24 protein-coding genes and 1 pseudogene are annotated in these 23,963 nt (G+C 65.4%); 14 read left to right on the plus strand and 11 right to left on the minus strand.

What is annotated here, in order from left to right; translation table 11 throughout:
* A pseudogene (locus ACTRWG_RS19775) lies at positions 1–601 on the minus strand (chemotaxis protein CheA); the annotation flags it as partial.
* Between the two features lie 107 nt (positions 602–708).
* On the opposite strand from ACTRWG_RS19775, the gene ACTRWG_RS19780 reads away from it, so the two are divergent.
* Positions 709–1,407, plus strand: a complete 699-nt coding sequence (locus tag ACTRWG_RS19780; RefSeq protein WP_027234742.1) for a thiamine diphosphokinase — start codon at positions 709–711, stop codon at positions 1,405–1,407.
* On the opposite strand, the gene ACTRWG_RS19785 is transcribed toward ACTRWG_RS19780, so the two are convergent.
* The 5 genes from ACTRWG_RS19785 to cuyA all read right to left on the minus strand — a co-directional run bounded on the left by ACTRWG_RS19785 (position 1,394) and on the right by cuyA (position 7,086).
* Positions 1,394–2,308 carry a DMT family transporter gene (locus ACTRWG_RS19785; protein WP_027234741.1) on the minus strand — a complete coding sequence of 305 codons (915 nt, stop codon included), beginning with the start codon at positions 2,306–2,308 and terminating at the stop codon, positions 1,394–1,396. The genes ACTRWG_RS19780 and ACTRWG_RS19785 overlap by 14 nt on opposite strands.
* Before the next feature lie 253 nt (positions 2,309–2,561).
* Positions 2,562–3,935 (minus strand): L-serine ammonia-lyase, encoded by a 1,374-nt coding sequence (locus tag ACTRWG_RS19790; protein WP_027234740.1) that lies wholly within the window; start codon positions 3,933–3,935, stop codon positions 2,562–2,564.
* Positions 3,935–4,642, minus strand: coding sequence for a glutathione S-transferase family protein (locus ACTRWG_RS19795; protein WP_027234739.1), 708 nt, complete (start codon positions 4,640–4,642; stop codon positions 3,935–3,937). Before ACTRWG_RS19795 ends, ACTRWG_RS19790 begins: the two co-directional genes overlap by 1 nt.
* A 323-nt stretch (positions 4,643–4,965) precedes the next feature.
* A complete protein-coding gene (locus tag ACTRWG_RS19800; protein WP_027234738.1) occupies positions 4,966–5,952 on the minus strand; it encodes a YeiH family protein in 987 nt (328 codons plus the stop codon).
* Between the two features lie 117 nt (positions 5,953–6,069).
* On the minus strand, positions 6,070–7,086 hold the full coding sequence (cuyA, locus tag ACTRWG_RS19805; RefSeq protein ID WP_027234737.1) for a D-cysteate sulfo-lyase: 1,017 nt from the start codon (positions 7,084–7,086) through the stop codon (positions 6,070–6,072).
* A 122-nt stretch (positions 7,087–7,208) separates the two neighbouring features.
* Here cuyA and ACTRWG_RS19810 point away from each other — a divergent pair, with 122 nt between their 5' ends.
* Positions 7,209–8,105 (plus strand): LysR family transcriptional regulator, encoded by an 897-nt coding sequence (locus ACTRWG_RS19810; protein ID WP_027234736.1) that lies wholly within the window; start codon positions 7,209–7,211, stop codon positions 8,103–8,105.
* Here the strand turns inward: ACTRWG_RS19810 and ACTRWG_RS19815 are convergent.
* Positions 8,100–8,984 carry a LysR family transcriptional regulator gene (locus tag ACTRWG_RS19815; protein ID WP_462829832.1) on the minus strand — a complete coding sequence of 295 codons (885 nt, stop codon included), beginning with the start codon at positions 8,982–8,984 and terminating at the stop codon, positions 8,100–8,102. The two genes, ACTRWG_RS19810 and ACTRWG_RS19815, sit on opposite strands and share 6 nt — an antisense overlap.
* A gap of 216 nt (positions 8,985–9,200) precedes the next feature.
* Between ACTRWG_RS19815 and dctP the strand changes: the two genes are divergently transcribed.
* The 4 genes from dctP (at position 9,201) to ACTRWG_RS19835 (ending at position 12,842) form a co-directional block, all read left to right on the plus strand.
* Positions 9,201–10,184: a TRAP transporter substrate-binding protein DctP gene (gene dctP, locus ACTRWG_RS19820; protein ID WP_259958800.1), complete on the plus strand. Its 984-nt coding sequence runs from the start codon at positions 9,201–9,203 to the stop codon at positions 10,182–10,184.
* 74 nt (positions 10,185–10,258) lie between these two features.
* Positions 10,259–10,768 carry a TRAP transporter small permease gene (locus tag ACTRWG_RS19825; protein WP_462829833.1) on the plus strand — a complete coding sequence of 170 codons (510 nt, stop codon included), beginning with the start codon at positions 10,259–10,261 and terminating at the stop codon, positions 10,766–10,768.
* Positions 10,768–12,069: a TRAP transporter large permease gene (locus ACTRWG_RS19830; protein WP_027234732.1), complete on the plus strand. Its 1,302-nt coding sequence runs from the start codon at positions 10,768–10,770 to the stop codon at positions 12,067–12,069. The genes ACTRWG_RS19825 and ACTRWG_RS19830 overlap by 1 nt, the downstream gene beginning before the upstream one ends.
* On the plus strand, positions 12,069–12,842 hold the full coding sequence (locus ACTRWG_RS19835) for an alpha/beta fold hydrolase (RefSeq protein ID WP_027234731.1): 774 nt from the start codon (positions 12,069–12,071) through the stop codon (positions 12,840–12,842). The genes ACTRWG_RS19830 and ACTRWG_RS19835 overlap by 1 nt, the downstream gene beginning before the upstream one ends.
* Before the next feature lie 121 nt (positions 12,843–12,963).
* On the opposite strand, the gene ACTRWG_RS19840 is transcribed toward ACTRWG_RS19835, so the two are convergent.
* Complete coding sequence (locus ACTRWG_RS19840; protein ID WP_027234730.1) at positions 12,964–13,740, minus strand: methyltransferase domain-containing protein; 777 nt, start codon at positions 13,738–13,740, stop codon at positions 12,964–12,966.
* Positions 13,741–13,880: 140 nt separating this feature from the next.
* On the opposite strand from ACTRWG_RS19840, the gene rpiA reads away from it, so the two are divergent.
* From rpiA to ACTRWG_RS19870, 6 genes are all read left to right on the plus strand, one after another.
* A complete protein-coding gene (gene rpiA / locus ACTRWG_RS19845) occupies positions 13,881–14,669 on the plus strand; it encodes a ribose-5-phosphate isomerase RpiA (protein ID WP_462829834.1) in 789 nt (262 codons plus the stop codon).
* A 387-nt stretch (positions 14,670–15,056) separates the two neighbouring features.
* Positions 15,057–16,412: a glutathione-disulfide reductase gene (gene gor / locus ACTRWG_RS19850; protein ID WP_027234728.1), complete on the plus strand. Its 1,356-nt coding sequence runs from the start codon at positions 15,057–15,059 to the stop codon at positions 16,410–16,412.
* 80 nt (positions 16,413–16,492) lie between these two features.
* On the plus strand, positions 16,493–17,647 hold the full coding sequence (gene hflK, locus ACTRWG_RS19855; protein WP_027234727.1) for an FtsH protease activity modulator HflK: 1,155 nt from the start codon (positions 16,493–16,495) through the stop codon (positions 17,645–17,647).
* Positions 17,647–18,528: a protease modulator HflC gene (hflC, locus tag ACTRWG_RS19860; RefSeq protein WP_027234726.1), complete on the plus strand. Its 882-nt coding sequence runs from the start codon at positions 17,647–17,649 to the stop codon at positions 18,526–18,528. The genes hflK and hflC overlap by 1 nt, the downstream gene beginning before the upstream one ends.
* Positions 18,528–18,722 carry a DUF2065 family protein gene (locus tag ACTRWG_RS19865; protein ID WP_027234725.1) on the plus strand — a complete coding sequence of 65 codons (195 nt, stop codon included), beginning with the start codon at positions 18,528–18,530 and terminating at the stop codon, positions 18,720–18,722. The genes hflC and ACTRWG_RS19865 overlap by 1 nt, the downstream gene beginning before the upstream one ends.
* A gap of 291 nt (positions 18,723–19,013) precedes the next feature.
* On the plus strand, positions 19,014–20,462 hold the full coding sequence (locus tag ACTRWG_RS19870; RefSeq protein WP_245597331.1) for a Do family serine endopeptidase: 1,449 nt from the start codon (positions 19,014–19,016) through the stop codon (positions 20,460–20,462).
* A 374-nt stretch (positions 20,463–20,836) separates the two neighbouring features.
* Here the strand turns inward: ACTRWG_RS19870 and ACTRWG_RS19875 are convergent, their stop codons facing one another.
* From ACTRWG_RS19875 to ACTRWG_RS19885, 3 genes are all read right to left on the minus strand, one after another.
* A complete protein-coding gene (locus ACTRWG_RS19875; RefSeq protein ID WP_027234723.1) occupies positions 20,837–21,505 on the minus strand; it encodes a Crp/Fnr family transcriptional regulator in 669 nt (222 codons plus the stop codon).
* 88 nt (positions 21,506–21,593) lie between these two features.
* The gene (locus tag ACTRWG_RS19880) at positions 21,594–22,124 is read right to left on the minus strand and encodes a peptidoglycan-binding domain-containing protein (RefSeq protein ID WP_027234722.1); all 531 of its coding nucleotides are present in this window, start codon (positions 22,122–22,124) and stop codon (positions 21,594–21,596) included.
* Between the two features lie 119 nt (positions 22,125–22,243).
* On the minus strand, positions 22,244–22,681 hold the full coding sequence (locus tag ACTRWG_RS19885) for an OB-fold nucleic acid binding domain-containing protein (RefSeq protein WP_027234721.1): 438 nt from the start codon (positions 22,679–22,681) through the stop codon (positions 22,244–22,246).
* A 166-nt stretch (positions 22,682–22,847) separates the two neighbouring features.
* On the opposite strand from ACTRWG_RS19885, the gene ACTRWG_RS19890 reads away from it, so the two are divergent.
* Both ACTRWG_RS19890 and ACTRWG_RS19895 read left to right on the plus strand, forming a co-directional pair.
* On the plus strand, positions 22,848–23,171 hold the full coding sequence (locus ACTRWG_RS19890) for a 2Fe-2S iron-sulfur cluster-binding protein (protein ID WP_027234720.1): 324 nt from the start codon (positions 22,848–22,850) through the stop codon (positions 23,169–23,171).
* Positions 23,171–23,963, plus strand: a 793-nt coding sequence (locus ACTRWG_RS19895; protein WP_462829835.1) for an FG-GAP repeat domain-containing protein, incomplete at its 3' end; no start/stop codon positions are given. The genes ACTRWG_RS19890 and ACTRWG_RS19895, both read left to right, overlap by 1 nt.

A 23,963-nucleotide genomic window follows, 5' to 3' on the forward strand; every position in this document is an offset into this window, starting at 1 on the left:
CGGCTTCGGCTTCGGCTTCGGCTTCGGCTTCGGCTTCGGCTTCGGCTTCGGCTTCGGCTTCGGCGGTTTCTTCTGCGGCGTGCTCAGCTGCGTCGACCGCGGCTGCTTCGTCCGCTGCTGCTGCTGCGGCGGCTTCGACGGTCTGGGTGTCTGCTTCGTCCGCGGCGGTGTCTGCAACCGGTTCCGGCGTGGAGGCGGGCTGCGCTGCCTCCGGTGCGGCTGCCGGTTCTTCTGCCGGGGCAGGGGCGGGCTGCTCTGCCGCCGGTTCGGCGGCAGGCGCCGGAGCCGGTGCGGCGGCGGCGCCGAGCGCCGGGGTGGCGGCGCGCAGGTGGATGCCGCCGTCGCTGGTGCGGGCCTCGACCTGGCGGGCGATCTCGCGCTGGGCAATGCGGGCCAGCATGTCGGCATCGGGCTGCGGCGGCTCTGCGCCGAAGTAACGGTCATCCGCTGCCAGGTCGCGGAAATACTCAGCGATGGCCTTCATCGTGCCGAACGAGTCCTCGAACCCTTCCAATGTGCAGGAAAAGGTTCCATAGGATACCGTCAAGACTTTGTTGTTGTGTACCATCAGCTCGCTCGTCTTCGCCACATCTGTTGCCATTCACCTTATTGGCTGGAAGGACCAATTTTGCTCGAATCCGTGCAATTGATCGTATCATTTTGTGTTCAGATTGTGACCTGTTTCCAAAACAGGCGGGAATATGCCGAATGGACAGACTGATTGTTGAAGCACCGGAACCAATCACCCTGATTGGCGGCGGTGAAATCGCCACTGGCGCGCTGGCGGAGGCCTTGGCGCTGGCGCCCAAGCTGGTGGCGGCGGACGGCGGCGCGGCGGCGGCGCTGGCGGCGGGATACTGGCCGCAGGCGGTGATCGGGGATTTCGACTCGCTGAGCGAGGACGTGCGGGCGCAGCTGCCGCCGGAGGCGCTGCACCCGGTGGCGGAGCAGGACAGCACCGATTTCGACAAGGCGCTGCGCTCGATTGCGGCGCCGGCGGTGCTGGCGGTCGGGTTCCTGGGGGCGCGGGTGGATCATCAGCTGGCGGCGTTCAGCACGCTGGTGCAGGGGCATCAGACGCCGTGCGTGCTGATTGGCGAAACCGAAGTGATCTTTCACCTGACGCATGAGGTGGCGCTGCCGGCCCGGGCGGGCGAGGTGATTTCGCTGTTCCCGATGCAGGAGGCGACGGGGCGTTCGGAGGGGCTGGAGTGGCCGATCGAGGGTCTGGTGATGTCGCCGATGGGGCGGATCGGCACCTCGAACCGGGCGCTGGGTCCGGTGCGGCTGCTGCCGGACGGGCCGGGCCTGCTGGCGATTGTGCCGCGGCGGCTGCTGGCGGAGGTGCTGCGCGCGCTGAGGCTGGATTTCAGGCAGGATCTCAGGCGGGATCTCAGGCGGGGTTGATGCGCTCTTCGGTTTCGGAGGGCTTGCGCTCGCGCATCACTGCATAGAGGCCCGCGCTGATGGTCAGCAGGATGCCGAAGGCGGCGAGCGTGTTGGGGAGTTCCGCAAAGATCAGCCAGCCGAAGAACACCGCCACCGGGATCTCCAGGTATTGCATCGAGGCGAGGGTGGAGGTGGGGGCGAACCGCAGGCTCCAGGTCATGAGAAGGTGGGCGACGGTGCCGAGGGCGCCTGCGGCGGCCAAGAGGCTCCAGGTGTCCTGCGGCGGCAGGGCGGTGGAAAGGGCGGCAACGCCGGCGGCATCGCCGATCAGCAGCACCGGGGCCAGCAGCACCGTGCCCATGACGCCCGCCACCGCCTGGACCGAGATGGGATCGGTCTCCTTGGCGATCTTGCGGGTGATCAGCATGAACAGGGCAAAGATCACCGCCACCAAGAGCGGCCAGAGCGCGTTCCAGCCGACGGCGGCGAAGCTGGGCTGAATGACCAGCAGGGTGCCGGAGAAGCCAACCACGCAGGCACCGAGGCGGTGCAGGCCGACGTTCTCGTGCAGGACAAATTTGCCCAAGAGCAGCATCAGGAAGGGCATCACGAAAGCAATTGCCACCGCATCGGCCAGCGGCAGGTAGCGGAAGGCGGTGAACATGGCGGCAATGCCGCCCATCTGCAGCAGCGTGCGCAGGAACAGGAGCGGCGCCACCCGGCGCGACAGGCTGAGCGGCAGGCGCAGGGCCAGCGCCAGCGGCAGCAGGATCGCGGCCTGGGCGGCAAAACGGATGAAGACGATCTGGGCAACCGGCACGCGGTTGGTCAGCAGTTTTGCAATGGCGTCGCCCAGCGGGATCACCATGCAGAAGCCCAGCATCAAGGCGATGCCGAGGAGGGGCCGGTCCTGTGTCATGGCGGCAGGCTAGGCCTGCACGGTAAACGGCGCAAGCTGGAGTTGCGGGAGAAGGAGAGACGTTGCGTCCCTTTGCAAGGAACGCGCGCCAGTTGCCGCGTCCCGCACCACAAGGCGCGGGCCTGCCCTTGGGAGGGCGCGAATGCGCCTTCGTCATGCTGAAAGCATGTCTCCGGCATGACGGGAAGGTCAGGCGCGGGCCGTGCCGCTGCGCGCCACGGCCCAAGAGGGTGTCCCTAAGGAGCCCGGAACCTCAGCAGTTCGGCACGTTCACCGCCAGGCCGCCGAGAGAGGTTTCCTTGTACTTGTCGTGCATGTCGGCGCCGGTCTGGCGCATGGTCTCGATGCAGGCGTCCAGCGGCACGAAGTGCTGGCCGTCGCCGCGCAAGGCCAGCGAGGCGGCGGAGACCGCCTTGATTGCCGCCAGACCGTTGCGCTCGATGCAGGGGACTTGCACCAGGCCCTTCACGGGGTCGCAGGTCATGCCCAGATGATGCTCCAGCGCGATTTCAGCCGCGTTTTCCACCTGTTCGGGCGTGCCGCCCATCACCGCGCAGAGGCCCGCGGCGGACATTGCTGAGGCAGAGCCGACCTCTGCCTGGCAGCCTGCCTCGGCACCCGATATGGACGCGTTGTATTTCACGAGGCCGGCAATGGCGGCGGCGGTCAGCAGGAAATCCTCGACATGGGCCTCCGACGCGCCGGGCACGTGGTCGAGGTAATAGCGGATCACAGCCGGCAGGGTGCCTGCGGCGCCGTTGGTGGGGGCGGTCACAACCTGGCCGCCAGCCGCGTTTTCCTCGTTCACCGCCATCGCGTAAACGCTCATCCAGTCGTTGATGGTGTGCGGCGCGGTCTGATTCAGGCCGCGTTCTGCCATCAGCGCGTCATAGATGCCCTTGGCGCGGCGGCGCACCTTCAATCCGCCGGGCAGGATGCCGTCGCGCTCCAGCCCGCGGTTGATGCAGTCGTTCATCACCTGCCAGATGCGGGCGGTGCCCTTGGCGAGGCTCTCGGAGCAGCCGCGGGAGATTTCGTTGGCGCGCTTCATGTCGGCAATCGACTTGCCGCTGGCCTTGGCCATTTCCAGCATCTCGGCCGCGGATTTAAACGGGTAGGGGACCGGGTCGCCCTCGTCGGTCGCCTTGCCTGCGGCCAGTTCCTCCTCAGTGACGACAAAGCCGCCGCCGATCGAGTAGAACACCTGCTTGAGGATCACGTCGCCCTGGGCGTCGGTTGCCATCAGGATCATGCCGTTGGCGTGGCCCGGCAGCGCGTGATCGTAGTCGAAGATCATGTCGGCCTTGGGGTCGAAGTGCAGCTCGCCCAGCCCCTCCGGGTGCATCTTATGGGTCTTCGCCAGCTCCGCCAGGAAGGCCTCTGCCTTCTCGTCATCATAGTCATGGGCGACAAAGCCGCCGAGGCCGAGGATGGTGGCGCGGTCGGTGGCGTGGCCGACGCCGGTGAAGGCGAGCGAGCCGTGCAGCGAGGCGCGCAGCCCGTGGAATTCAAACGGCGAGGCACGCATCATGTCGAGGAAGCGCGCGGCGGCGACCATCGGCCCCATAGTGTGGGAGGACGACGGGCCGATGCCCACTTTGAACATGTCGAAAACGGAGAGGAACATTAGGTGGCTGATCCTTCTGGGGGATTGGCGTAGGCCGGGGATGTGAACGGGGTGGCGCCGAGGCCCTCGGCCTCGCGCGACTCGGCAACGGCGGCACGGTGCTCCAGCGCGGCGCAGAGGCGCTGCAGGCTGGGGTAATGGGCCAGGGTGAACCAGGATTTGTTAGCCTGCGCCGGGTAGAGCGCCATCCAGCGTAACTGGCAGGCCAGGTAATAGTCCAGCACAGAGGGCTGCGGCGCGCCGAGCCAGGCGGGGCGGGCGGCGGCGGCCTGGTCGAGATGGGTCAGGTGGCGGTGCAGGCGCTGGCGCAGCACGGTTTGCAGCTGGTCCTGATGGGGCTTTGCATCGCCGATGTATTTATCCGGGTAGAACAGCATCCGCAGGTCGGCATGCAGGGTGTTGGAGGCGAAGAACAGCCATTTCAGGAACACCGCGCGATCCGTGCTGCCGGGCTGCGGCGCCATCGCGGCGTGGCGTTCGGAGAGCCACAGGAGGATGGCGGCGGTCTCGAACACCGCACCGTCCGGGGTTTCCAGCACCGGGATCAGCCCGTTCGGGTTCAACGCCCGGTATTCGGCGCTGTTTTGCGCCTGCGCCTTGCGGTCGACCAGAACGGTTTCATAAGGCTGGCCAAGCTCCTCCAGCACCAGCCGGATGACCAGTGAGGCGTTGTCGGGGGCATAGTGGAGGCGGTATTCGGGTTTCATGGCGCAATAGTATGACGCAGACGCGCGGAATATGTGTCCGTTTCCGGCGTTTCCAATAGGAAACCCGCCTTTGTGATGCATGTTTGCCAGGCAGGGCCTTGAGCGGCGGAGAGACGCCTGCGGCCCACCGCGGCGGAAGGTGGTTCAGAGCCCTGAGCGGACGTGTGGATTTCCTGCTGTTTGCGCCGGCAGCAGCACGTCCGGCAGGCTTGTCCGTTGTTGCTGGCTGTAAAGCGGCAGGACTTGCCGCCCGTCAGAGAATGACGCGGCAGAGGTCCTGCGGGCAACTTTGAGGTTTTCTGCAGAGCTTTGATCGCTCGCGCTTACAAACCGAAGCCAATGACAAAGGCGACCGCCAAGGCGAGGAGAAACAGCGTCTCGGCAAGCAGGATGATACCGTAGCTGGGTTTCACCTTCAGGATCGTGGCGAGGCTGGTCTTCACGCCGAGTGCGGAGATGGCGATGACGAGGCACCAGCGCGACAGTGCGCCTGCCGCATCGGATAGTCCCTGCGGCACTGGCACGGTGTTGGCAAGAACCGCCAGGGCAATAAACAGAACAAGGAACCACGGCAGCGACAGCCTTTGGGTCTGTGCGCCGCGGAAGCTGGCCATGACGAGAAGCATCACCACGGGCAGCAATGCCACCCTGACCATCTTCACAAAGGTGGCAATGACCCCGGCTTCTTCGCCGATGGAATAGCCAGCCCCAACCACCTGTGCGACATCGTGGATGGTGGCGCCGATCAGGAAACCGCTTTCCAGATCGCTCATCCCCAGCGCGGCAAAGAGGACCGGATAGACAATCATGGCGATTGTCGAAAGGGTGGTAACGCCGATCACGACGAACAGGGTGTCCTGCTCGCGGCCGCTGCGCGGAGGCAGAACGGACGCAATGGCAAGCGCGGCGGAGGCCCCGCATATCGCCACGGATCCGCCGGCAAGAAGGCCGAAAGCAAGGCGGCGGCCTAACAGGAAGGACAAAGCAGCCCCGCAGGCCAGGGTGGCAATGACAAATCCGGCCACTGCGGCCACCGCGCTCAGCCCCACACTCTCCACATCGCCAATGCTCAGCCTCAATCCCAGCAGAGCGACGCCAATGCGCAGCAGGGTCTTGGCAGAAAACTCCAGGCCGGGCGAGAATGCCGGATCGCCGTTCAGGAAATGGAAGGCCATCCCTATCAGCAGCGCAAACAGCATTACAGGCGCGCCATAGTGCTCGGACAGGAATGTTGCAGCAGCGGCGATCACGCAGACGAGCAGTATGCCGCCGGAATGGCTGTCCCAGTGCGATTTGATCGCCGGAGTCATTGGCCTCTCCCCGAACGGAGGTGCAAATGCACGCGCTGACCCCGGTCATGGGGCAGGCGCGGCATTCTTCAGGAAATGTGCGGCCCTATGTTGGCGGACCGCACAGAAGGAGGCGGATCAGGATGCCCAGCGGGCCTTGTGATCAAAGGCGGCATCATATCCGAACAGCGCCGCCGCGCCGCCTGTGTGCAGGAAGACCACCCGCTCGCCCTTCTTGAAATGCCCCTTGCGGATCAGGTCGATGAAGCCTGCAGCCCCTTTGGCGGAATAGACCGGATCAAGCAGGATCGCCTCCAGTTCCGCGAACATGCGGATCGCTTCCAGGCCGCCATCGGTCGGGATGCCGTAGCCCTCGCCGACGTAATCGGTGTTGGCGACAACATCCTCGCGCTGGACCACCCCGGCGCAGCCGAGTTTCTGCGCTGTGGCGCAGGCCAGGTTATAAACGTTCTCTTCCTGTTTGGGCTTGGGCGCCCGGACACCGATGCCCAAAAGCGGGATCTGCGCGTTCATCGCTTTCAGGCCGGTGATCAGCCCTGCCTGGGTGCCGGCAGAACCGGTGGCATGCACGATATGGTCGATCCTCAGCCCGCCCGCATTGGCCTGCTGCAGGATCTCGAAGGCACAGTTCACATACCCCAGCGCGCCGGTCGGGTTGGAGCCGCCGCCAGGGATCGTATAGACCTTCCTGCCGTCTGCGCGGAGCGTCTCGGCCGCGGCCTCCATTTCGGCATTCATGTCCAGGCCGCCCGGGCGTTTTTCAGTGGTGGCGCCATGCAGGTGGTCCAGCAGCACATTGCCGTTGTTGTTGTAATTGGCGTTGTCCGACCCTGTCCGGTCCTCCAGCAGGATGTGGCAGTCCATGCCCAGCTTGGCCGCAAAAGCGGCGGTCTGGCGGGCATGGTTGGACTGGGTGGCGCCCTGGGTCATCACCATATCGGCCCCCTCCAGCTCTGCCTCGGCCATCAGGAATTCCAGCTTTCGGGTCTTGTTGCCGCCGGTGGACAGGCCGGTGCAATCGTCCCGCTTGATCCAGATCTCAGGCCCGCCCAGTTCCTTGCTCAGGCGGTCGAGCCGCTCCAGCGGCGTGGGCAGATGCGCGATGAAACGGCGTGGGAAGCGGGCAAGATGCATGGGTCTCTCCTAACGTGGATTTGGTGCAAGTTACCCAGCCTCAGCACGGTAAACTAATGCAAAATTCGCACCGTAAATTGCCGTTCTTGCATGTTGCAGGTATTTCCAAGTAATCTGCTTCCATGCAGCTGGACTGGATCGACGACATACTTGCGGTGATTGACACCGGCTCCCTGGCGCGCGCGGCAGAGCAGCGCCTGCTGACCCAGCCCGCCTTTACCCGGCGGGTGCGGGGTATCGAAACCCGCCTTGGCGCCGTTCTGTTCGACCGCTCCCGCAAGCCGGTGACGATCCTGCCCGGCGTGATGGCGATGGAGCCTGAACTGCGCGAGCTGAGCGCACGCCTGCGCCGTCTTGAGCATGATCTGAAGATCTCAGCAGAAAGCGGCGGCCGCGGCGTCGCCTTTGCCTGCCAGCACGCGATCACGGCAACCATTTCGCCCTGGATCGTGAAACTGCTGACGTCCGCGCAGAACCAGCCCGTGCGGGTGCGTTCCGGCAACCGCGATGCCTGCCTGATGCAGCTGCTGTCAGGCGACGCGGATTTCGCCGTCGCCTATGACTGGACCGGCGGCGGAAACCTTGCCCTTCCCGATGCCTTCGGCACCCGCGCATTGGGAACCGACCAGCTGGTGCCGGTGGCTGCGCCCGCCCTTAGGCCCGCGCTGGCGCAGGCGGAGATTCCCGCTATCACCTATCCGTCCGATGTATTTCTCGGCCGGGTGGCAAGCCACGCGATTCATCCCAGGCTGCCGGACGGCACCGTCCTGCTGCCCAAGGCCGAAACCGCGCTGACGCTGGCGGCCTGTGAATATGCCCTGGACGGGATCGGCGTGGCCTGGCTGCCCCAGAGCCTGGTCAGGCCGCATCTTGAGGCCGGCCGCCTGCTGCGGGTGCCCGGCCTGCCCGCGGAAGAGCTGAGCGTGGTGATGATCCGCCTTGCCGGGCGCAGCAGCCGTCAGGAGGAAGCAGTCTGGCGCCTGCTGGGCGATGCTCCGGACTGCCCCGGCCTGTCATAGCGCTTCCCAAACCTGCAGCCCGGTCTTGTCCAGCCGCTCCAGCGAGCAGAACAGCGACAAGGTCAGCTCTGCCTGCCACGCGGGCCCGCCGACCTGAACAACCCGGCCAGCGGCAAGTTCACTGGCCACAACGCTTTCGGGCAGCCAGGCGATGCCGCTGCCGGACAGCATCCGGCGTTTGATGGCTTCGGTGAGCGCATCCATGTAGCGCAGCGACAGGGGCGGGGTGCGATTGCCGATGGTCTGGTCAACCACCGATCCCAGGAAACTGCTGGGATCATAGCCCAGGTAGGGGAACCGCGCGCGCCCGCCGCGGTCCAGATCCCATCCCCCGGCGCGTGCCGCGGCGGCTTCTCCCACGGGCAGCATCAGCTCCACGCCGATATCCTTGCGGGCAAACTGCGCCTCGTCGAACACCGGCTGCACGTCCTTGTGCCGGTAATACAGCAGGAAATCGCAGGTGCCTTCCGACAGCAGCTGGCAGCAGGTGCGCAGGTTGTCCGAATAGATCCGCACCCGCAGGTTCGGGATGCTGTCCTCCAGCTCGGCGATCCGCCGCGACAGGTAATTGACCGAGATCGTATGCAGCACGGCGACGCGCTGAAACGCGGTGCTGCCCTGCTCCTGCGCCCGCAGGGTCTGGCGGATGTCGGTGAGGTTCGCAATCAGCTCCAGCGCCACCGGCAAAAATTGCTGGCCGGCTTCGGACAGCTGCACCGGGTAGCTGGAGCGTTTAATCAGCGGCACCCCCATCCAGATCTCCAGTGATTTGATCCGCCGGCTGAAGGCCGACTGGGTGATGTTCCGCTCCTCCGCGGCGCGGGTAAAGTTCAGCGTCCGCGCCAGGCAGGTAAAGTCCCGCAGCCAGTTGATATCCAATTGACCCCTCCAGACCAGCAGCAAGATACTGGAAATAAACATCTATGCGATTTCCGCATAGTTTAATGTATTTTTTGAGTTGGCCAACCCCGCACGGCAGCACCTAGCCTTCCGGTCAGGCATCCCGGGCCTCAGGCCAAAATCACCAAAAGGGGGAGCCACGGGTCCGGCGTCCGTGAGAGGCGCCACAAAGCCCGAGTTTCATGGGAGGAACGAATGATCAGAACGACAACATCCGCGGTTGCCCTGGCGGCTGCCCTGGCCGCAGGCGCGGCCTCCGCCGAGACAACGCTGCGCCTCAGCACCTATGTGAACGAATCCGACATCCGCTATCAGGGTTTCACCCATTTTGCGGAGCTGGTGGCGGAAAAGACCGGCGGCTCGGTCAAGGTTGAAGTGTTCCCTTCGGCCACGCTGCACGGCTGGTCCGAGGGCGTGGATTCCGTTCAGGGCGGCGTCTCCGACATCAGCTGGATCAACGCCGACAACCGCCTGCCTTGCTACGCGGTCACCTCGCTCTACCCCGCCGAGGTGAGCCTGGAGGACCAGACCGGGCTTGATGCTGCCTACGCAGAGCTGATCCGGGATGAGGCGGCAAACGCCGGCCTGGTGCCGCTGTTCAACTCGAATTACTCCTACGATCAGGAATGGTGGTTCGAAGAGCCGATCAGCGATATCGGCAAGCTTGACGGCAAGCTGGTGCGCTCCATCGGGCCGCTGGTCAGCATGATGATCGAGACCTGGGGCGGCGAGCCGGTGTTCGTGGCGCCCAAGGAAGTGTTCCAGTCGGCCGAACGCGGTGTCGTGGACGGCATCAACATGGGGGTTGCCACCTACAGCTCCTGGAAGCTGTGGACCGTGATGCCCTACATGGTCAACGCCAACCTGTTCTACGGCAACATCCAGTACATGATGAACAAGGACAAGTTCGACGCCCTGACCGCAGAGGAGCAGGCCGCGCTGACGGCGGCTGCGGCAGAGACCGAAAAATGGCTGCAGCCGCGCTATGAGGCCTGGGTCGACCAGCAGGTCGGCAATGCGGTGATGCAGGGCGGCGGCGCGGCGGTGTCCATTTCCGACGAGCAGCGCGAGGCCCTGATCGCCAGCGTCAAACCCAAGTGGGATGAAACGGTGAACGAGGCCTGCGGCGCGGAAATGGCCGACAGCATCCGCTCCCTGCTGGCAAGCCACGCGCCCTGAGACTCCCCCCGGCCCGGCGGTGCGGCACCTTGCCCGCCGCCGGGATCTGTACACCTCCAACAAGGAGCCCTGTCATGGATGACGGTTTAGACCGCCTGATCCGGGCCGTGGAACGTGCAGTCGTCTGGCTGGCCGGAGCGGGCGCCGCTGTGGTTCTGGTTCAGATGCTGTGGATCTCTTACGGTGTCTTCGTGCGCTACGGCCTGGGAAAACCCGACCGGATGGTGACCGAAGCCACGGCCCTGCTGCTGTTTCCGGTCGCCTTTGCCGGCCTTGCCTACGCGCTGCGCGAAGACGCCTTTCCCAAGGTCACGATGATCACGGAGCTGCTCCGCCCCGGCGCCCGCCGGGCTCTGGATATCGTGAACCACATCCTGATGCTGGGGGTCGGCAGCTTCTTTGCCTATGCCGGGGTCAGCGCCACGATCCGCTCGTTCAACTCGGGCGTTGCCTCCGAAATCCTGCACTGGCCCCGCTATGCGTTCTGGGCCCCCGGCGCGGCGGCGCTGGTGCTGTTCTCACTTTATGCCGCGCTGCGTCTGATCCGCCTGATCCGCACACCGGCCGCGTCGGGAGACCTCTAATGGAATGGTATACTGTCGGCCTCGGCCTGCTGGGCCTGCTGATGATGTTCATCACCATCGGCCTGCCCATCCCCTTTGCCCTGGCGGCAGCGTCGCTGCCGTTTCTCTGGCAGATCCAGGGCTGGGAAACCTCCATTGTCTCGTCTGAGCTGAAGCTCTGGGGTGTCTGGATCGACTACATCCTGCTGGCGGTGCCGCTGTTCGTCTTCCTGGGCGAACTGATAGGGCGCTCCAGCATCGGCCCCAACCTCTACCAGTTCCTGCACCAGGGCGTCCGGATCAAGGGGTCTGCCGCCTATGGTTCCATCGGCGCCAGCGCCGGCTTCGGTGCAGTCTGCGGCTCCTCGATGGTGGGGGCGCTCACCATCGGCGGTGTCGCGCTGCCGGAAATGCTGCGGCTGGGTTACGGCAAGCGCCTGTCCAGCGGCGTTCTGGCGGCAGGCGGCACCCTGTCGGTGCTGATCCCGCCCAGCCTGATCCTGCTGTTCTACGGCATCGTGACCGACCAGAGCATTGGAGATTTGTTCATTGCGGGTGTCATTCCCGGGCTGATCCTGGTCTCCAGCTTTGTGGTGGTGGTGCTGGTCTGGGGCATGATGAAGCCTGAGGACATCCCCGGCAGTGAAGACGCCGCGAAGATGCCGCTGAAGATGATCCTCAGCACCATCGGCCCTGTCATCCTGATCGGCCTGGTGATCACTGTTGCGATCTATGCGGGCATCGCCACCCCGACCGAGGCCGCCGCCGTTGCCGCGCTCCTGACCGTGGTGCTGGCCTTCTGGGTCGGCGGCCTGAACTGGCAGGGCTTCAAGGGCGCCATCTTTGCCACCATGCGCACCATGGGCTATCTCGGGCTGCTGCTGTCGGCCGGCGTGCTGTTCGGCTTTGTGCTGACCTATTACCGGGTGCCGCAGCAGTTCACCGACCTGTTCCTGTCGTTTGAGCTGTCGCCCTATACCGTCCTGGCCATCGTGCTGGTGTTCTACATCCTTCTCGGCATGTTCCTGGAACCGGTGTCGATGACCTTTATCACGCTGCCGACCATCTACCCGCTGATGGATGCCGCCGGCTTTGATCTGATCTGGTTCGGGGTTGTCTACACCATCACCATGGAAATTGCGGTGCTGACCCCGCCGGTGGGCCTGAACCTCTATGTCATTCAGGCCATCGGCCGCGAACAGGTGAGCATCGGCGACGTGATCATGGGCTGTTTGCCCTTTATCGCTGCGATGATCCTGCTCATCTCCATTCTCATCCTGTCGCCCGACGTGGCGCTGTGGCTGCCGGAGCAGATGCGCTGATGCCGGACCTCCCCTATCTGCGTGCCGGCTCCGGCCCGGTTCTGGTGCTGGTGCACGGCTATCTGGGCGGTGCTGCCCAGTGGCAAAGCGAGATCGATGCCTTCAGCGGCGAGTACGATGTCATCGCGCCCAACCTTCCAGGGTTTGGCGCCGCCGCCGGCCTGCCCGGTTGCAGCACCATCGCCGCAATGGCAGAGGCGGTCCTCACCCTTCTCGACAGCCTGAAGGTTCCGGAGTTCATCCTCATGGGCCATTCCATGGGCGGCATGATTGCTCAGGAAATGGCCGCCGCCCGGCCCGCGGCGGTGCAGAAGCTGATCCTCTATGGAACCGGCCCGCTGGGCCTGATGCCGGACCGGTTCGAACCCATCACCGTCTCCCGCGAACGGCTGCTGGCCGACGGCGTGGCAGAAACCATCGCGCGCATCGGGGCAACCTGGTTCAAATCAGGCACCAAGGCGCGCGGCTACCCGCTGCTGACAGAGGTCGGCGCCCAGGCCAGCCCGCAGGCCGCGCTGGCTGCGCTTGGGGCAATGGCAAGCTGGGACGGGCGGCAGGCGCTGCCGCGGCTGACCATGCCGACGCTGGTGGTCTGGGGCGATTCCGACCGCTCTTACCGCTGGCCCCAGGTGGAGTCGCTGTGGACCAACCTGCCCAACGTGCGCCTGTCAGTGGTGCCCGGTGCCGCCCATGCGGTGCACTTGGAAAAACCGGCCCTGTTCCACTCCCTGATCCGGGACTTCCTGCAGGAAGGCTGCGGTGACAACGCGTAACCATCGGAGTTGCAGCGATGCTTGCTGGTCCGGGAAAACCTGTTCTGCCTATCCGCTTGCTGTAAGGGCGTAAGCCGGCACATCCGTGTTCCTGTCCGGTTTTAACGAGCGCATTTCCCCGCTACTGCCGCCGGGCGGTGCAGACGAAATGGGTGAGCGAGAAGAAGAACCGGCCCTCTGCCGCCAGTTCCTCCTGCTCCTGCGCCCAGGCGGCGGCGTCGTCTTCGTCGGTGGCTTCGGTCTGCACCGCATAGGCGCGGATCAGGCGGATCATCATGGCCGCCATGCCGTCGGGCCGCAGGCTGGTGTCGCAGATCGTGACAGGCTGCATCGCTTCCGGCGCAAAACCGCAGTCCTGCAGCTCCTCGGGCAGCCGCGCGGGCACCGCACGTTCGGCCAGGTGATTGTCCCAGATCTCCAGAAACCGCTGCATCCGGGCGCGGTTGTCGCTGTGCCAGGCAAATGTATCGAAGTGAATGTCGCCGATCACCAGGCGGCTGCCGGGCTTCAGCACTTTGTGAAGCGCGCGTAGCACCGGGCGGCGGCTGGTGATGTATTCGAACACCTGCACCGACACCGCCTTGTCGAAGCTTTCCGGCTCAAACAGCAGGCTGGCGGCATCGCTTTGCGTCAGCGTGGTGTTGTCCCGCCCCTGCAGCCGCTGGCGGGCGGCGGCGAGCATGTCGGGGCTGGCGTCCAGCCCGGCCACATGGCCCGCGGGGCCGACGGCGCGCGCGAGTTCCTCGGTCAGCAGGCCGTTGCCGCAGCCGAGATCCAGGATGCGGTCGCCCGGCTGCGGCGCCAGCGCGTCGAAGCTGGCGCGCCGCCGCCGCGAAATATCCGCGCCCCGGTAGGCGTCCTCCAGCACGCGGGCGGTTTCCTCGTCGAATTGCAGCATCATGTCCCTCCGTCAGGCCTTGAGGACTAGTGCGAAATGCCGGGATTTCCACTGTTGGAGGCGCCGCTGCAAAACCCCTCTCGCACACGGGCGGCAAACTGCCTATAACCGCCGCAAACGCGTTTCACGGAGCCGAACACATGACCGGAGAACTGTCGCCCATCGACAAGGCGAAATTCGTAGCTGCCAAGCGGGCGGCCGAAATGGTGGAGGACGGGATGCGGGTCGGCCTGGGCACCGGCTCCACCGCGGCCTGGCTGGTGCGCTGCCTGGGCGAGATGGTGCAGAAGGACGGGCTGAAGATCACCGCCGTGCCGACCTCGTCGCGCACCGCCGCGCTGGCCCGCGATGTGGGCATCAACGTGGTGTCGCTGGATGAGTCCAAGTGGCTGGATATGACCATTGACGGCGCCGATGAGTTCGATGCCGACCTGAACCTGATCAAGGGCGGCGGCGGCGCGCATCTGCAGGAGAAGATCGTCGCCACGGCCTCGGATCAGATGGTGGTGATTGCGGACGCCAGCAAATCGGTTGAGACGCTGGGTGCCTTTCCGCTGCCGGTGGAGGTGCTGCGCTTTGGCTGGCAGAGCAGTCAGGCGCTGATCGAGGAAACCCTGGTGTCGATGGACGTGATGGGCCGCAGCACCACGCTGCGGATGAACGGCGAAGCGCCGTTTGTGACGGATGAGGGGAACTATATCCTCGACCTGCACCTGAACCGCATCGGCAACGCCCGCCAGCTGGCGCTGGTGCTGAACCAGATCCCCGGGGTGATCGAGAACGGGCTGTTCATCGACATCTGCGACACCGTGGTGATCGGCTATGGCGACGGCCGGGTCGAGGTGCGCGACATCAACGAAGGCACCGTCGAGAAGGACAAGCTGGATTTCGTCGAGAACGACAACCTGTTCACCGACCTGCAGGATTGAGCTGACGGGGCAGCAAGGTTGCGCCCTGCTGTTTCAGGGGCAAGGCCACCGCGCTGCAAGGCGAATTCCTGCAAGCAATCCGCCCCCGGTTTCCGGCGCGGAAACCGGGGGCGGGTGAATTGAAGGCGGCCGTCTGAAACAGGACCGAAGTCCTACCTGGATTTCGGGATGGAAATCGCGCCGGATTCCGTCTTCTGCGGGTACGGCGGCCTTGGCGCAGGGGATTGGCGCCCTCCGCGGCCTGCCGGTCCGCGGCCATCCCGTTCACAACCCCGCGTGAATCCGCGCCAAAAGGTTGAAAGCGGCGCAATAACGCCCACTTGGGCATATGGCGTTTGGTGCTCCGTTGTGGGATACCAGCACAAGACATGCAAAGGGCGGATATTCATGAGCTTTGATTATGACCTGTTTGTCATCGGCGGCGGCTCCGGCGGGGTGCGGGCAGCCCGCGTGGCGGCGCAGGAAGGCGCCAAGGTGGCGCTGGCAGAGGAAGACCGCTATGGCGGCACTTGCGTGATCCGCGGCTGCGTGCCGAAGAAGCTGATGGTGTTTGCCTCTGAATACGCAGGCATGGTGGAGGACGCCCAGGCTTATGGCTGGGACATCCAGCCCGGCGGCTTCAACTGGGATACCTTCAGGGGCAAGCTGCACGCCGAACTGGACCGGCTGGAAGGCGTCTACCGCAACATCCTCAAGAACAACGGGGTCGAAAGCTTTGACCAGCGCGCCAAGCTGGCCGATGCCCACACGGTGGAACTGGCCGACGGCACCCGCAAGACCGCCAAGCATATCCTGATCGCCACCGGCGGCTGGCCCTCTGTGCCGGACTTCCCGGGTTGCGAGCTGGCGGTCACCTCGAACGAGATGTTCACCCTGGACAAGCTGCCCGAAAGCCTGCTGATCGTCGGCGGCGGCTATATCGCCTGCGAATTTGCGGGTATCATGAACGGGCTGGGCGTCAAAACCACCCAGTACTACCGCGGCGCGCAGATCCTGCGCGGCTTTGACGACGAGGCGCGCGGGCTGATTTCCGAGGAGATGTGCCAGGCGGGCGTTGATGTGCATCTGGGCACCAACGTGCTGGAGATGCGCCAGGACGGGGACAAGATCCGGGTCAAATCGACCAACGGGCAGGAGCGCCTGTTCGACAAGGTGATGTATGCCACCGGCCGCAACCCCAATGCGGACAACCTGGGCCTGGAAGAGATCGGCGTGGAGCGTGGCCGCAACGGCGAGATCGTCGTTGACGAGTACAGCCAGACCTCGGTGCCGTCGGTCTATGCGATCGGTGATGTGACCGACCGGGTGGCCCTGACGCCGGTGGCGATCCGCGAGGCGATGGCTTTTGTCGAGACCGTGTTCAAGGGCAACCCGACCAGCCCCGATCATGAGCTGATCCCGACTGCGATTTTCACCCAGCCGGAGATGGGCACCATCGGGCTGAGCGAGGAAGAAGCCGGCGAGCGCGAACCGGTCGAGGTCTATGCGACGTCCTTCAAGCCGATGCAGCAAAGCTTTGCCGGACGGGCGCAGCGGGTGCTGATGAAGCTGATCGTCAGCAAGGAAACCCGCAAGGTGCTGGGCTGCCATATCGTCGCACCTGGTGCGGGAGAGATGATCCAACTGGCGGGAATCGCCGTAAAGATGGGCGCGACCAAGGAAGATTTCGACCGCACGGTTGCGGTGCACCCGACAATGTCGGAAGAGTTGGTAACGCTGAAGACTCCGGTGCGCTCGAGATAAGACGCGGCGCCGGCAATAACTGACACCACATGCCGCCCATCGTGAAGGATCACGGGCGGCAGCAAACGGATAGGAGACAAATGGCGGGCAATAGCGGTGGCCCATGGGGGGGCGGCGGCTCCTCCGGCGGCGGAGGAGGCAACCGGGGCAACAACGGCGGCAACAATGGCGGCGGCGGCCGCAAGCCGGATGAGCCTCAGATCCCCGAAATCGACGAGCTGGTGAAGAAAGGCCAGGAGCAGCTGCGCGTGCTGATGGGCGGGCGCGGCGGCAAGGGCGGCGGCCGCGGTGGACGCGGCGGCCCGGGCGGCGGCGCGCCGCTGTTCACCAAAGGCACGCTGGGCCTGGCGGCTGTTGCCGCTGCGGTTCTGTGGGGCTTTGCCAGCATTTATACCGTCAAGCCGGAAGAGCAGTCGGTAGAACTGTTCCTGGGCGAATATTCGGACACCGGCCAGCCGGGCCTGAACTTTGCCCCCTGGCCGCTGGTCACCTATGAGGTGATCCCGGTGCGGGTCGAGCAGACCGAGAACATCGGCGCCGGTTCGCGCGGCGGCGAGGCGGGTCTGATGCTGACCGGCGATGAAAACATCATCGACGTGGATTTCCAGGTGGTCTGGAACATCTCCGATCCGGCCCAGTTCCTGTTCAACCTGCGCGACCCGCGCACCACCATCAACGCAGTGTCGGAATCGGCCATGCGCGAGATCATCGCCCAGTCCGAGCTGGCGCCGATCCTGAACCGCGACCGCGGCGCCATCACCGCCCGTCTGGAAGAACTGATTCAGCTGACGCTGGACAGCTACAACAGCGGCGTGAATATCGTCCGGGTGAACTTTGACGGCGCCGACCCGCCAGAGCCGGTGAAAGACGCCTTCCGCGAAGTGCAGTCGGCAGGCCAGGAGCGTGACCGGCTTGAGAAACAGGCCGATGCCTATGCCAACCGCAAGCTGGCGGGCGCCCGCGGCCAGGCCGCGCAGACGCTGGAAGAGGCCGAGGCCTACCGCGCCCAGGTGGTGAACGAAGCCCAGGGTGAGGCGAGCCGCTTCAGCGCGGTTCTGGAGGAATACCAGAAGGCGCCTGAGGTGACCCGCAAACGCCTGTACCTGGAGACCATGGAGCAAGTGCTGAGCGGTGTGGACAAGATCATCCTGGATGACACCACCGGCGAAGGCGGCCAGGCCGTTGTGCCCTATCTGCCGCTGAATGAGCTGCGCAAGCAGCAGGAGGGCAACTGATGCGGAAATCTACTCTTCTTCTGCCCATCCTTGTGGTTCTGGGCATTGCAGCGCTGTCGGCGGTCTTTATCGTGGACGAGCGTGAAAAGGCGCTGGTGCTGCGCTTTGGCCGGGTGGTCGACGTTAAGGAGACGCCGGGCCTGGCGTTCAAGCTGCCGGTCATCGACAACGTTGTGCGTTACGACGACCGCATCCTGAGCCTGGAAGTCGGCCCGCTGGAAGTCACCCCGCTGGATGACCGCCGCCTGATCGTGGATGCGTTCTCGCGCTACCGGATTGCCAATGTGGATACCTTCCGCCAGGCGGTTGGTGCCGGCGGCATCGGTGCCGCGGAATCGCGCCTGGACAAGATCATGCGGGCGCAAACCCGCGAGGTGCTGGGCTCTGTCAGCTCCAACGACATCCTGTCGTCGGACCGGGCCGCGCTGATGCTGCGGATCCGCAACGGCGCGATCACCCAGGCCCGCCAGCTGGGTCTTGAGGTGATCGACGTGCGGCTGAAGCGCACCGACCTGCCGCAGGCCAACCTGGAAGCCACCTTTGCCCGGATGCGCGCCGAGCGCGAGCGGGAAGCGGCGGATGAGATCGCCCGCGGTGAAGAGGCGGCGCAGCGCGTCCGCGCCCAGGCCGACCGGACCGAGGTCGAGCTGGTGTCGGAAGCCGAACGCGAGGCTGAGGTGATCCGCGGTGAAGCGGATGCCGAGCGGAACGGGATTTTTGCCACGGCTTATGGGGCGGACCCGGAGTTCTTTGAGTTCTACCGCAGCCTCAACGCCTATGTCGGCGCCCTGCAGGGGAGCAACTCCTCGATGGTGCTGTCGCCGGATTCCGATTTCTTCAACTACCTGAAATCGTCTGGCGGCAAGCCGGCGGTGCAGTAATGGGATTCGTCCTGCTGGCTCTCGGGCTGGTGCTGGTTGCAGAGGGGCTGGTGTACGCACTGGCCCCTTCGCTTGTGGAGCGGCTGCTGGAGATGCTGCGGATGCTGAGCGAGGAGCAGCGCCGCAACGCCGGGCTGGCGGCGCTGGCACTGGGGCTGATCCTGGTCTGGCTGGCCTTCCTGCTTGGGTTCTGAGGCAGTGCGGCGCCCGCAGAATTTCAGCGGAAATTCAAACTTTCCCTGCTAGGGTGGCGCCATCAGGGCCTGCGCCCGCGGCTGCGGCCGGATTTCCGGCTCACAGCCGCTTTATTCCTTGCAACATTTGTTGCGGGCGGGGCGGAAGTTCCTACATTGGGTGCATAAGACTCCCCCGGGCGTGTCTGGTGTTTGCGCCGGGCCGGGGGAGAACAAGAATTAGACAGGACAAGGAGTAGTTCCGTGCAGCCACAGGCAATTGCAATTTCCGGCCAGGCAGGCAGCAGGGGCATGACGATGCGCCTGATCTGGCTTGCAGTGCTGAGCATGGCGGTCCTGCTGATGCAGGCGGTAACCGCAATGGCCCGGCCCGAGAGCCTGGCGCCGCTGGCCGAGCGGGTGAGCCCGTCGGTTGTCAACATCACCACCACCACCGTGGTGGAGGGGCGCACCGGGCCGCAGGGCATCGTGCCGGAGGGCTCGCCGTTTGAGGATTTCTTCCGCGAGTTCCAGGACCGCAACGGCAACGGCAATGGCAACCGGCCGCGCCGCTCCTCGGCGCTGGGCTCCGGCTTTGTGATCTCCGAGGACGGCTATATCGTCACCAACAACCATGTGATCGACGGCGCCGATGAGATCGAGATCGAGTTCTTCCCCGGCGAAGGCCAGCCCAAGAAGCTGCTGCCGGCCGAGGTGATCGGCACCGATCCCAACACCGATATCGCGCTCTTGAAGGTCAAGGCGCCGGCGCCGCTGAAGTTTGTCAAATTCGGCGACAGCGACACTGCGCGCGTTGGCGACTGGGTGGTTGCGATGGGCAACCCGCTGGGACAGGGATTCTCGCTGTCGGCGGGCATTGTCTCGGCCCGCAACCGCGAGCTTTCGGGCTCTTATGACGATTACATCCAGACCGATGCAGCGATCAACCGGGGCAACTCCGGCGGACCGCTGTTCAACATGGACGGCGATGTGGTCGGGGTGAATACCGCGATCCTGTCGCCCACCGGCGGCTCCATCGGCATCGGCTTCTCGATGGCGTCCAACGTGGTGGTCAGGGTGGTTGAGCAGCTGAAGGAATTCGGCGAGACCCGCCGCGGCTGGCTGGGTGTGAAGATCCAGGATGTGGATGCGGACCTTGCTGAGGCGATCGGGCTGGAAAAGGCCCGCGGCGCGCTGGTGACCGACGTTCCGGAAGGCCCCGCGAAAGAGGCGGGCGTTCTGGCCGGCGATGTGATCGTCAGTTTTGATGGCGCCGATGTGCGCGACACCCGCAGCCTGGTGCGTCAGGTCGGCAACGCCGAGGTCGGCAAGACCGTGCGCGTTGTGGTCTACCGCGAAGGCAAGACCGAAACCCTGCGGGTGACCCTGGGCCGCCGCGAGGATGCGGAGCGCGGGCCGTCGTCCCAGCCGGACGGCAGCGGCGATGCGCCGGGCAGCACCGAGAAAGAGCTTCTGGGGCTGTCGGTTGGTGTTCTGACGGAGCAGATGCGCAGCGAGCTGAATGTCGGCGAAGACGTCGAGGGGCTGGCGATTCTGTCGGTGGATGAGACGTCGGAAGCCTGGGAGAAGGGCCTGCGCGCGGGCGATGTGATCACCGAGGCGGGCCAGCAGAAGGTCACCTCGATCAGTGATCTGGAAGCGCGGGTCGAGGAAGCCAAAGAGGCAGGCCGCAAGTCACTGCTGCTGCTGGTGCGCCGCGGCGGCGAGCCGCGTTTTGTGGCGCTGAACCTGGCGGAGTGATCCGGGGCGCGTGATGCCTTGAGGCTATGCCGGAAAGGCCGGGCGGTTGCCCGGCCTTTTTGCTGTCCGGTCTTTGCTGTGCGGTCCGGGCCTAAGACTTTTCTGAAAAGTCTTAGGCAAAAGTTTTCAGAAAACTTTTGCGCGCGGCGGTTGCCGGGCAGCGGCAGGCGCGGAGGGCACGGAGGGCAGGAAAGGGAAGAGCCATGTGCTGGCGGGCACATGGCTCTTGTTGGACAGGCAGCCATTGGGATGGAACGGATAATGGCTGTCTATGAAACGGTTATGCTGCCTCAGTGCCGGGGCTTCTGTGACCGGGATTACAGTGCGCGGATTTTAGTGCTGAAATCCGCAAAAACTGCCAGCCGCGGGCAGGGTTAGATGGAATCCGGCTCCGCCAGCACGGCCAGTTCGGTGCGGTCGAGGATCTGCACCCCGCCGCGGCTGATGCTGACCAGCCCGTTGCGCTTCCAGGCGGCCAGGGTTTTGGACACCGCCTCGCGGGTGGCGCCGACAAATTCAGCCAGTTCCGCCTGTGACAGGGCGACCCGTCCGTCGCGCCCCTCGGGTGCGAGATACAGCAGCTTGCGCGCCAGCCGCACCGGCATCGGCAGGAAGACCTGCTCGTTCAATTGGGTGTTCATCCAGCGCATCCGCTGCCCGGCCAGCCGCAACAGGTCGGCGGCCAGATCCGGGTGCTGGCGGATCTGGGCCAGAACGTCGCCGCTGCGCAGGCGCAGCACCCGGCTGGGCTCGGCGGCGATGGCGGTGGCGGTGCGCTCGCCCGGGTCAAAGAGGGTGATTTCGCCGAACACCGCGCCGGGGCGCATCATGTCGAGCGACAGCTTGCGGCCGGAAGCGGAGAGCACCGAGAACTCCAGCGCGCCTTCGGCAATGGCATAAAGCGCATCGCCCGCATCGCCTTGTTCAAACAGCACTTCCCCCTGGCGCAGGCGCACCTCTGTGGCCTGGCTCTCCAGCATCCGGCGCAGCGGGCCCGAGGCGCCGGAGAGGAAGCCGGAATCCGGCAGGCGGGTTGTCAGCATGGCCAAGTCTCTTTGCGTCTGGAGCCCAGTCCGGCGGAGCTTAGCAGAGGCTTGGCCGCCGGGGAACCGGGGAACTGAACCGGGTGGTTCAGCCTGCCACTGCGACCAGCCCCAGCTTGCGGGCGGCGTCCAGCGACAGGGTGCCGCTGTCCAGCCCCAGCGGCTTCTGGTAGCGCTGCACCGCCGTGCGGGTGGCGGAGTCCATCTGGCCGTGAATGGGGCCGTCGTAGATCCCGCGGGCGGCCAGGGCGCGCTGAACCGTGCGGATGAACTCAGGCGTCATGCTGGCGGGGCAGGGGATCTCGAACCAGCGCTCCTGCCGCGGCTGCACGATCTGCTGGCGGGTGTCGGTGCGGAAAATGGCTGGGCGGATGACCTGGCCGCTGCTGTCCAGCTGAGCCGGTTCCGCCAGCACCTGGCTGGTGACGGTTTCGATCACGGCGGGGGAGGTGTGTTTGCTCCAGCAGGTGCCGGGCGGCGCGCCGGGCGGGGCATAGCGCCCGGCGCGGGTGACATCGCCGCCGGGCGGCGGCGGAACGCAGGCGGGCAGCGCCGCCAGGGCGGCCAGCAGCAGCGCGGGCGCGAGACGCCGGCAGGTCGTGATGAGGGGTGGCGTCATGCCCGGATGCCTTTGTCAGCGTGGCTGTTGTCAGCGTGCCTAATGTAAGCGTGCCTAATGTAAGCGTGCCTGCGGTCAGCGCTGCGGGCGGTGCCGGGCGCTTGTGCTTTGGCGGCAGCCTAGCCCAGTTCGCTGCCGTCCGCAAAGGCCGGATCGCCCTGGCGGCCCTGCTCTGCCAGCAGGAGGTCGAGCATGGGGGAGATGTCCTCGACCGTTTCGGCAATCACATGGGTGACCGCATGCGCCCGCTGCAGCCGCCCGGTGACGCGCAGCAGCCGCCCGGAGATCACCGCGCGGCGGAACGCCTCGTAGATCTTGCGCCAGACGATCACGTTGACGACGCCTGTCTCATCCTCGAGCGTGACGAAAATGACCCCCTTGGCGGTGCCCGGGCGCTGGCGCAGGATCACCAGGCCGGCGACGGTGACGCGGGCATTTTCCGGCGGCTCCTGCAGGCGGGCGGCAGGCAGGCAATGAGGCGGGCGCGGCCAGGGCCGGGCGCGGCCGGCCTGCGCGGCGGCAGGGGCTGCGGAAGAGGCTGCAGAGGGGGCTGGCATGAGGCAAACAGGCTCTGTGGTTGAGAAATTTCCAGAGTGAACAAATATAGAACATTGTGCCGGAAAGTCCAGCAGCGGCAGACCCGGGTCGCAATTGGGGCTGGCACCGGCGCAGGGGCTTGGCTACACAGTCGTCCGAGTACCGGAAAAGGGAAGAGAGCTGACAATGGCAAAGATCACTTACATCGAGCACAACGGCACCAGCCATGTTGTGGATGTCGCCACCGGGCTGACCGTGATGGAAGGCGCGCGCGACAACAACATTCCGGGCATTGAGGCCGATTGCGGCGGCGCCTGCGCGTGTTCGACCTGCCATGTGTACATCGCGCCGGACTGGGTCGAGAAGCTGCCCGCCAAGGACGACATGGAAGAGGATATGCTGGATTTCGCCTTTGAGCCCGATCCGGCCCGTTCGCGCCTGACCTGCCAGATCAAGGTGACCGACGATCTGGACGGCCTGGTGGTGCATATGCCCGAAAAGCAGATCTGATGCGTGCCGGGCCGGCAGCGCGGCGTCTGCGGATGCGCGCCCGGCCCGGTTCCGCCCGCCGCGCCTGGGCAGCGCTGTGCCTGGGGCTGGCCTTGGCGGGCTCTGCGGCGCAGGCAGGTGGCGGCTGTGGACCCGATCCGTCTTCTAGCCCGGGCACCGTGGAGGGTTCGCTGGTCCGGCTGGGCGAAGCGGAAGCCGCCTATGAGGACCTGACAGGCCGCTACGGGCATGGGGTTCTGGGCGATGCGCTGGAGCCGGAGACGCTGCGCTACTGGTCCCCGGCGCTGCCGGACCGGTGCGGTGTCAGCGTGACTTTGGACCAGGCCCATGTGTTCGAGGACCTGGCGCCGCGCCTGGCCGATCTTGACGGCGACAGTCTTCCGGAAGTTATCACCGTGCGCAGCCATCGCAGCAAGGGGGCGCAGATTGCCGTCTACGGATTGCGGGGCGGCCGCCTGGAGCTGATTGCACAGACGCCCTACATCGGCCGAAGCCACCGCTGGCTGGCCCCCGTCGGAGCGGCGGATCTGGATGGCGACGGGCATGTGGAAATCGCCTATATCGACCGTCCGCACCTGGCCAGGATCCTGCGGATCTGGCGGTTTGAGGACGGCAAGCTCAGCGAGGCTGCCAGTGCGCCCGGCCTGACCAACCACCGCATCGGCCAGGATTTCATTACCTCCGGCATCCGCGATTGCGGCCAGGGGCCCGAGCTGGTGACGGTCAGCGGCGGCTGGCGCCGGATTATGGCGTCGCGGCTGCAGGAGGGCCGCATCGCCACCCGGGACATCG

The organism is Leisingera sp. G5_S3_59_S7, assembly GCF_054968485.1.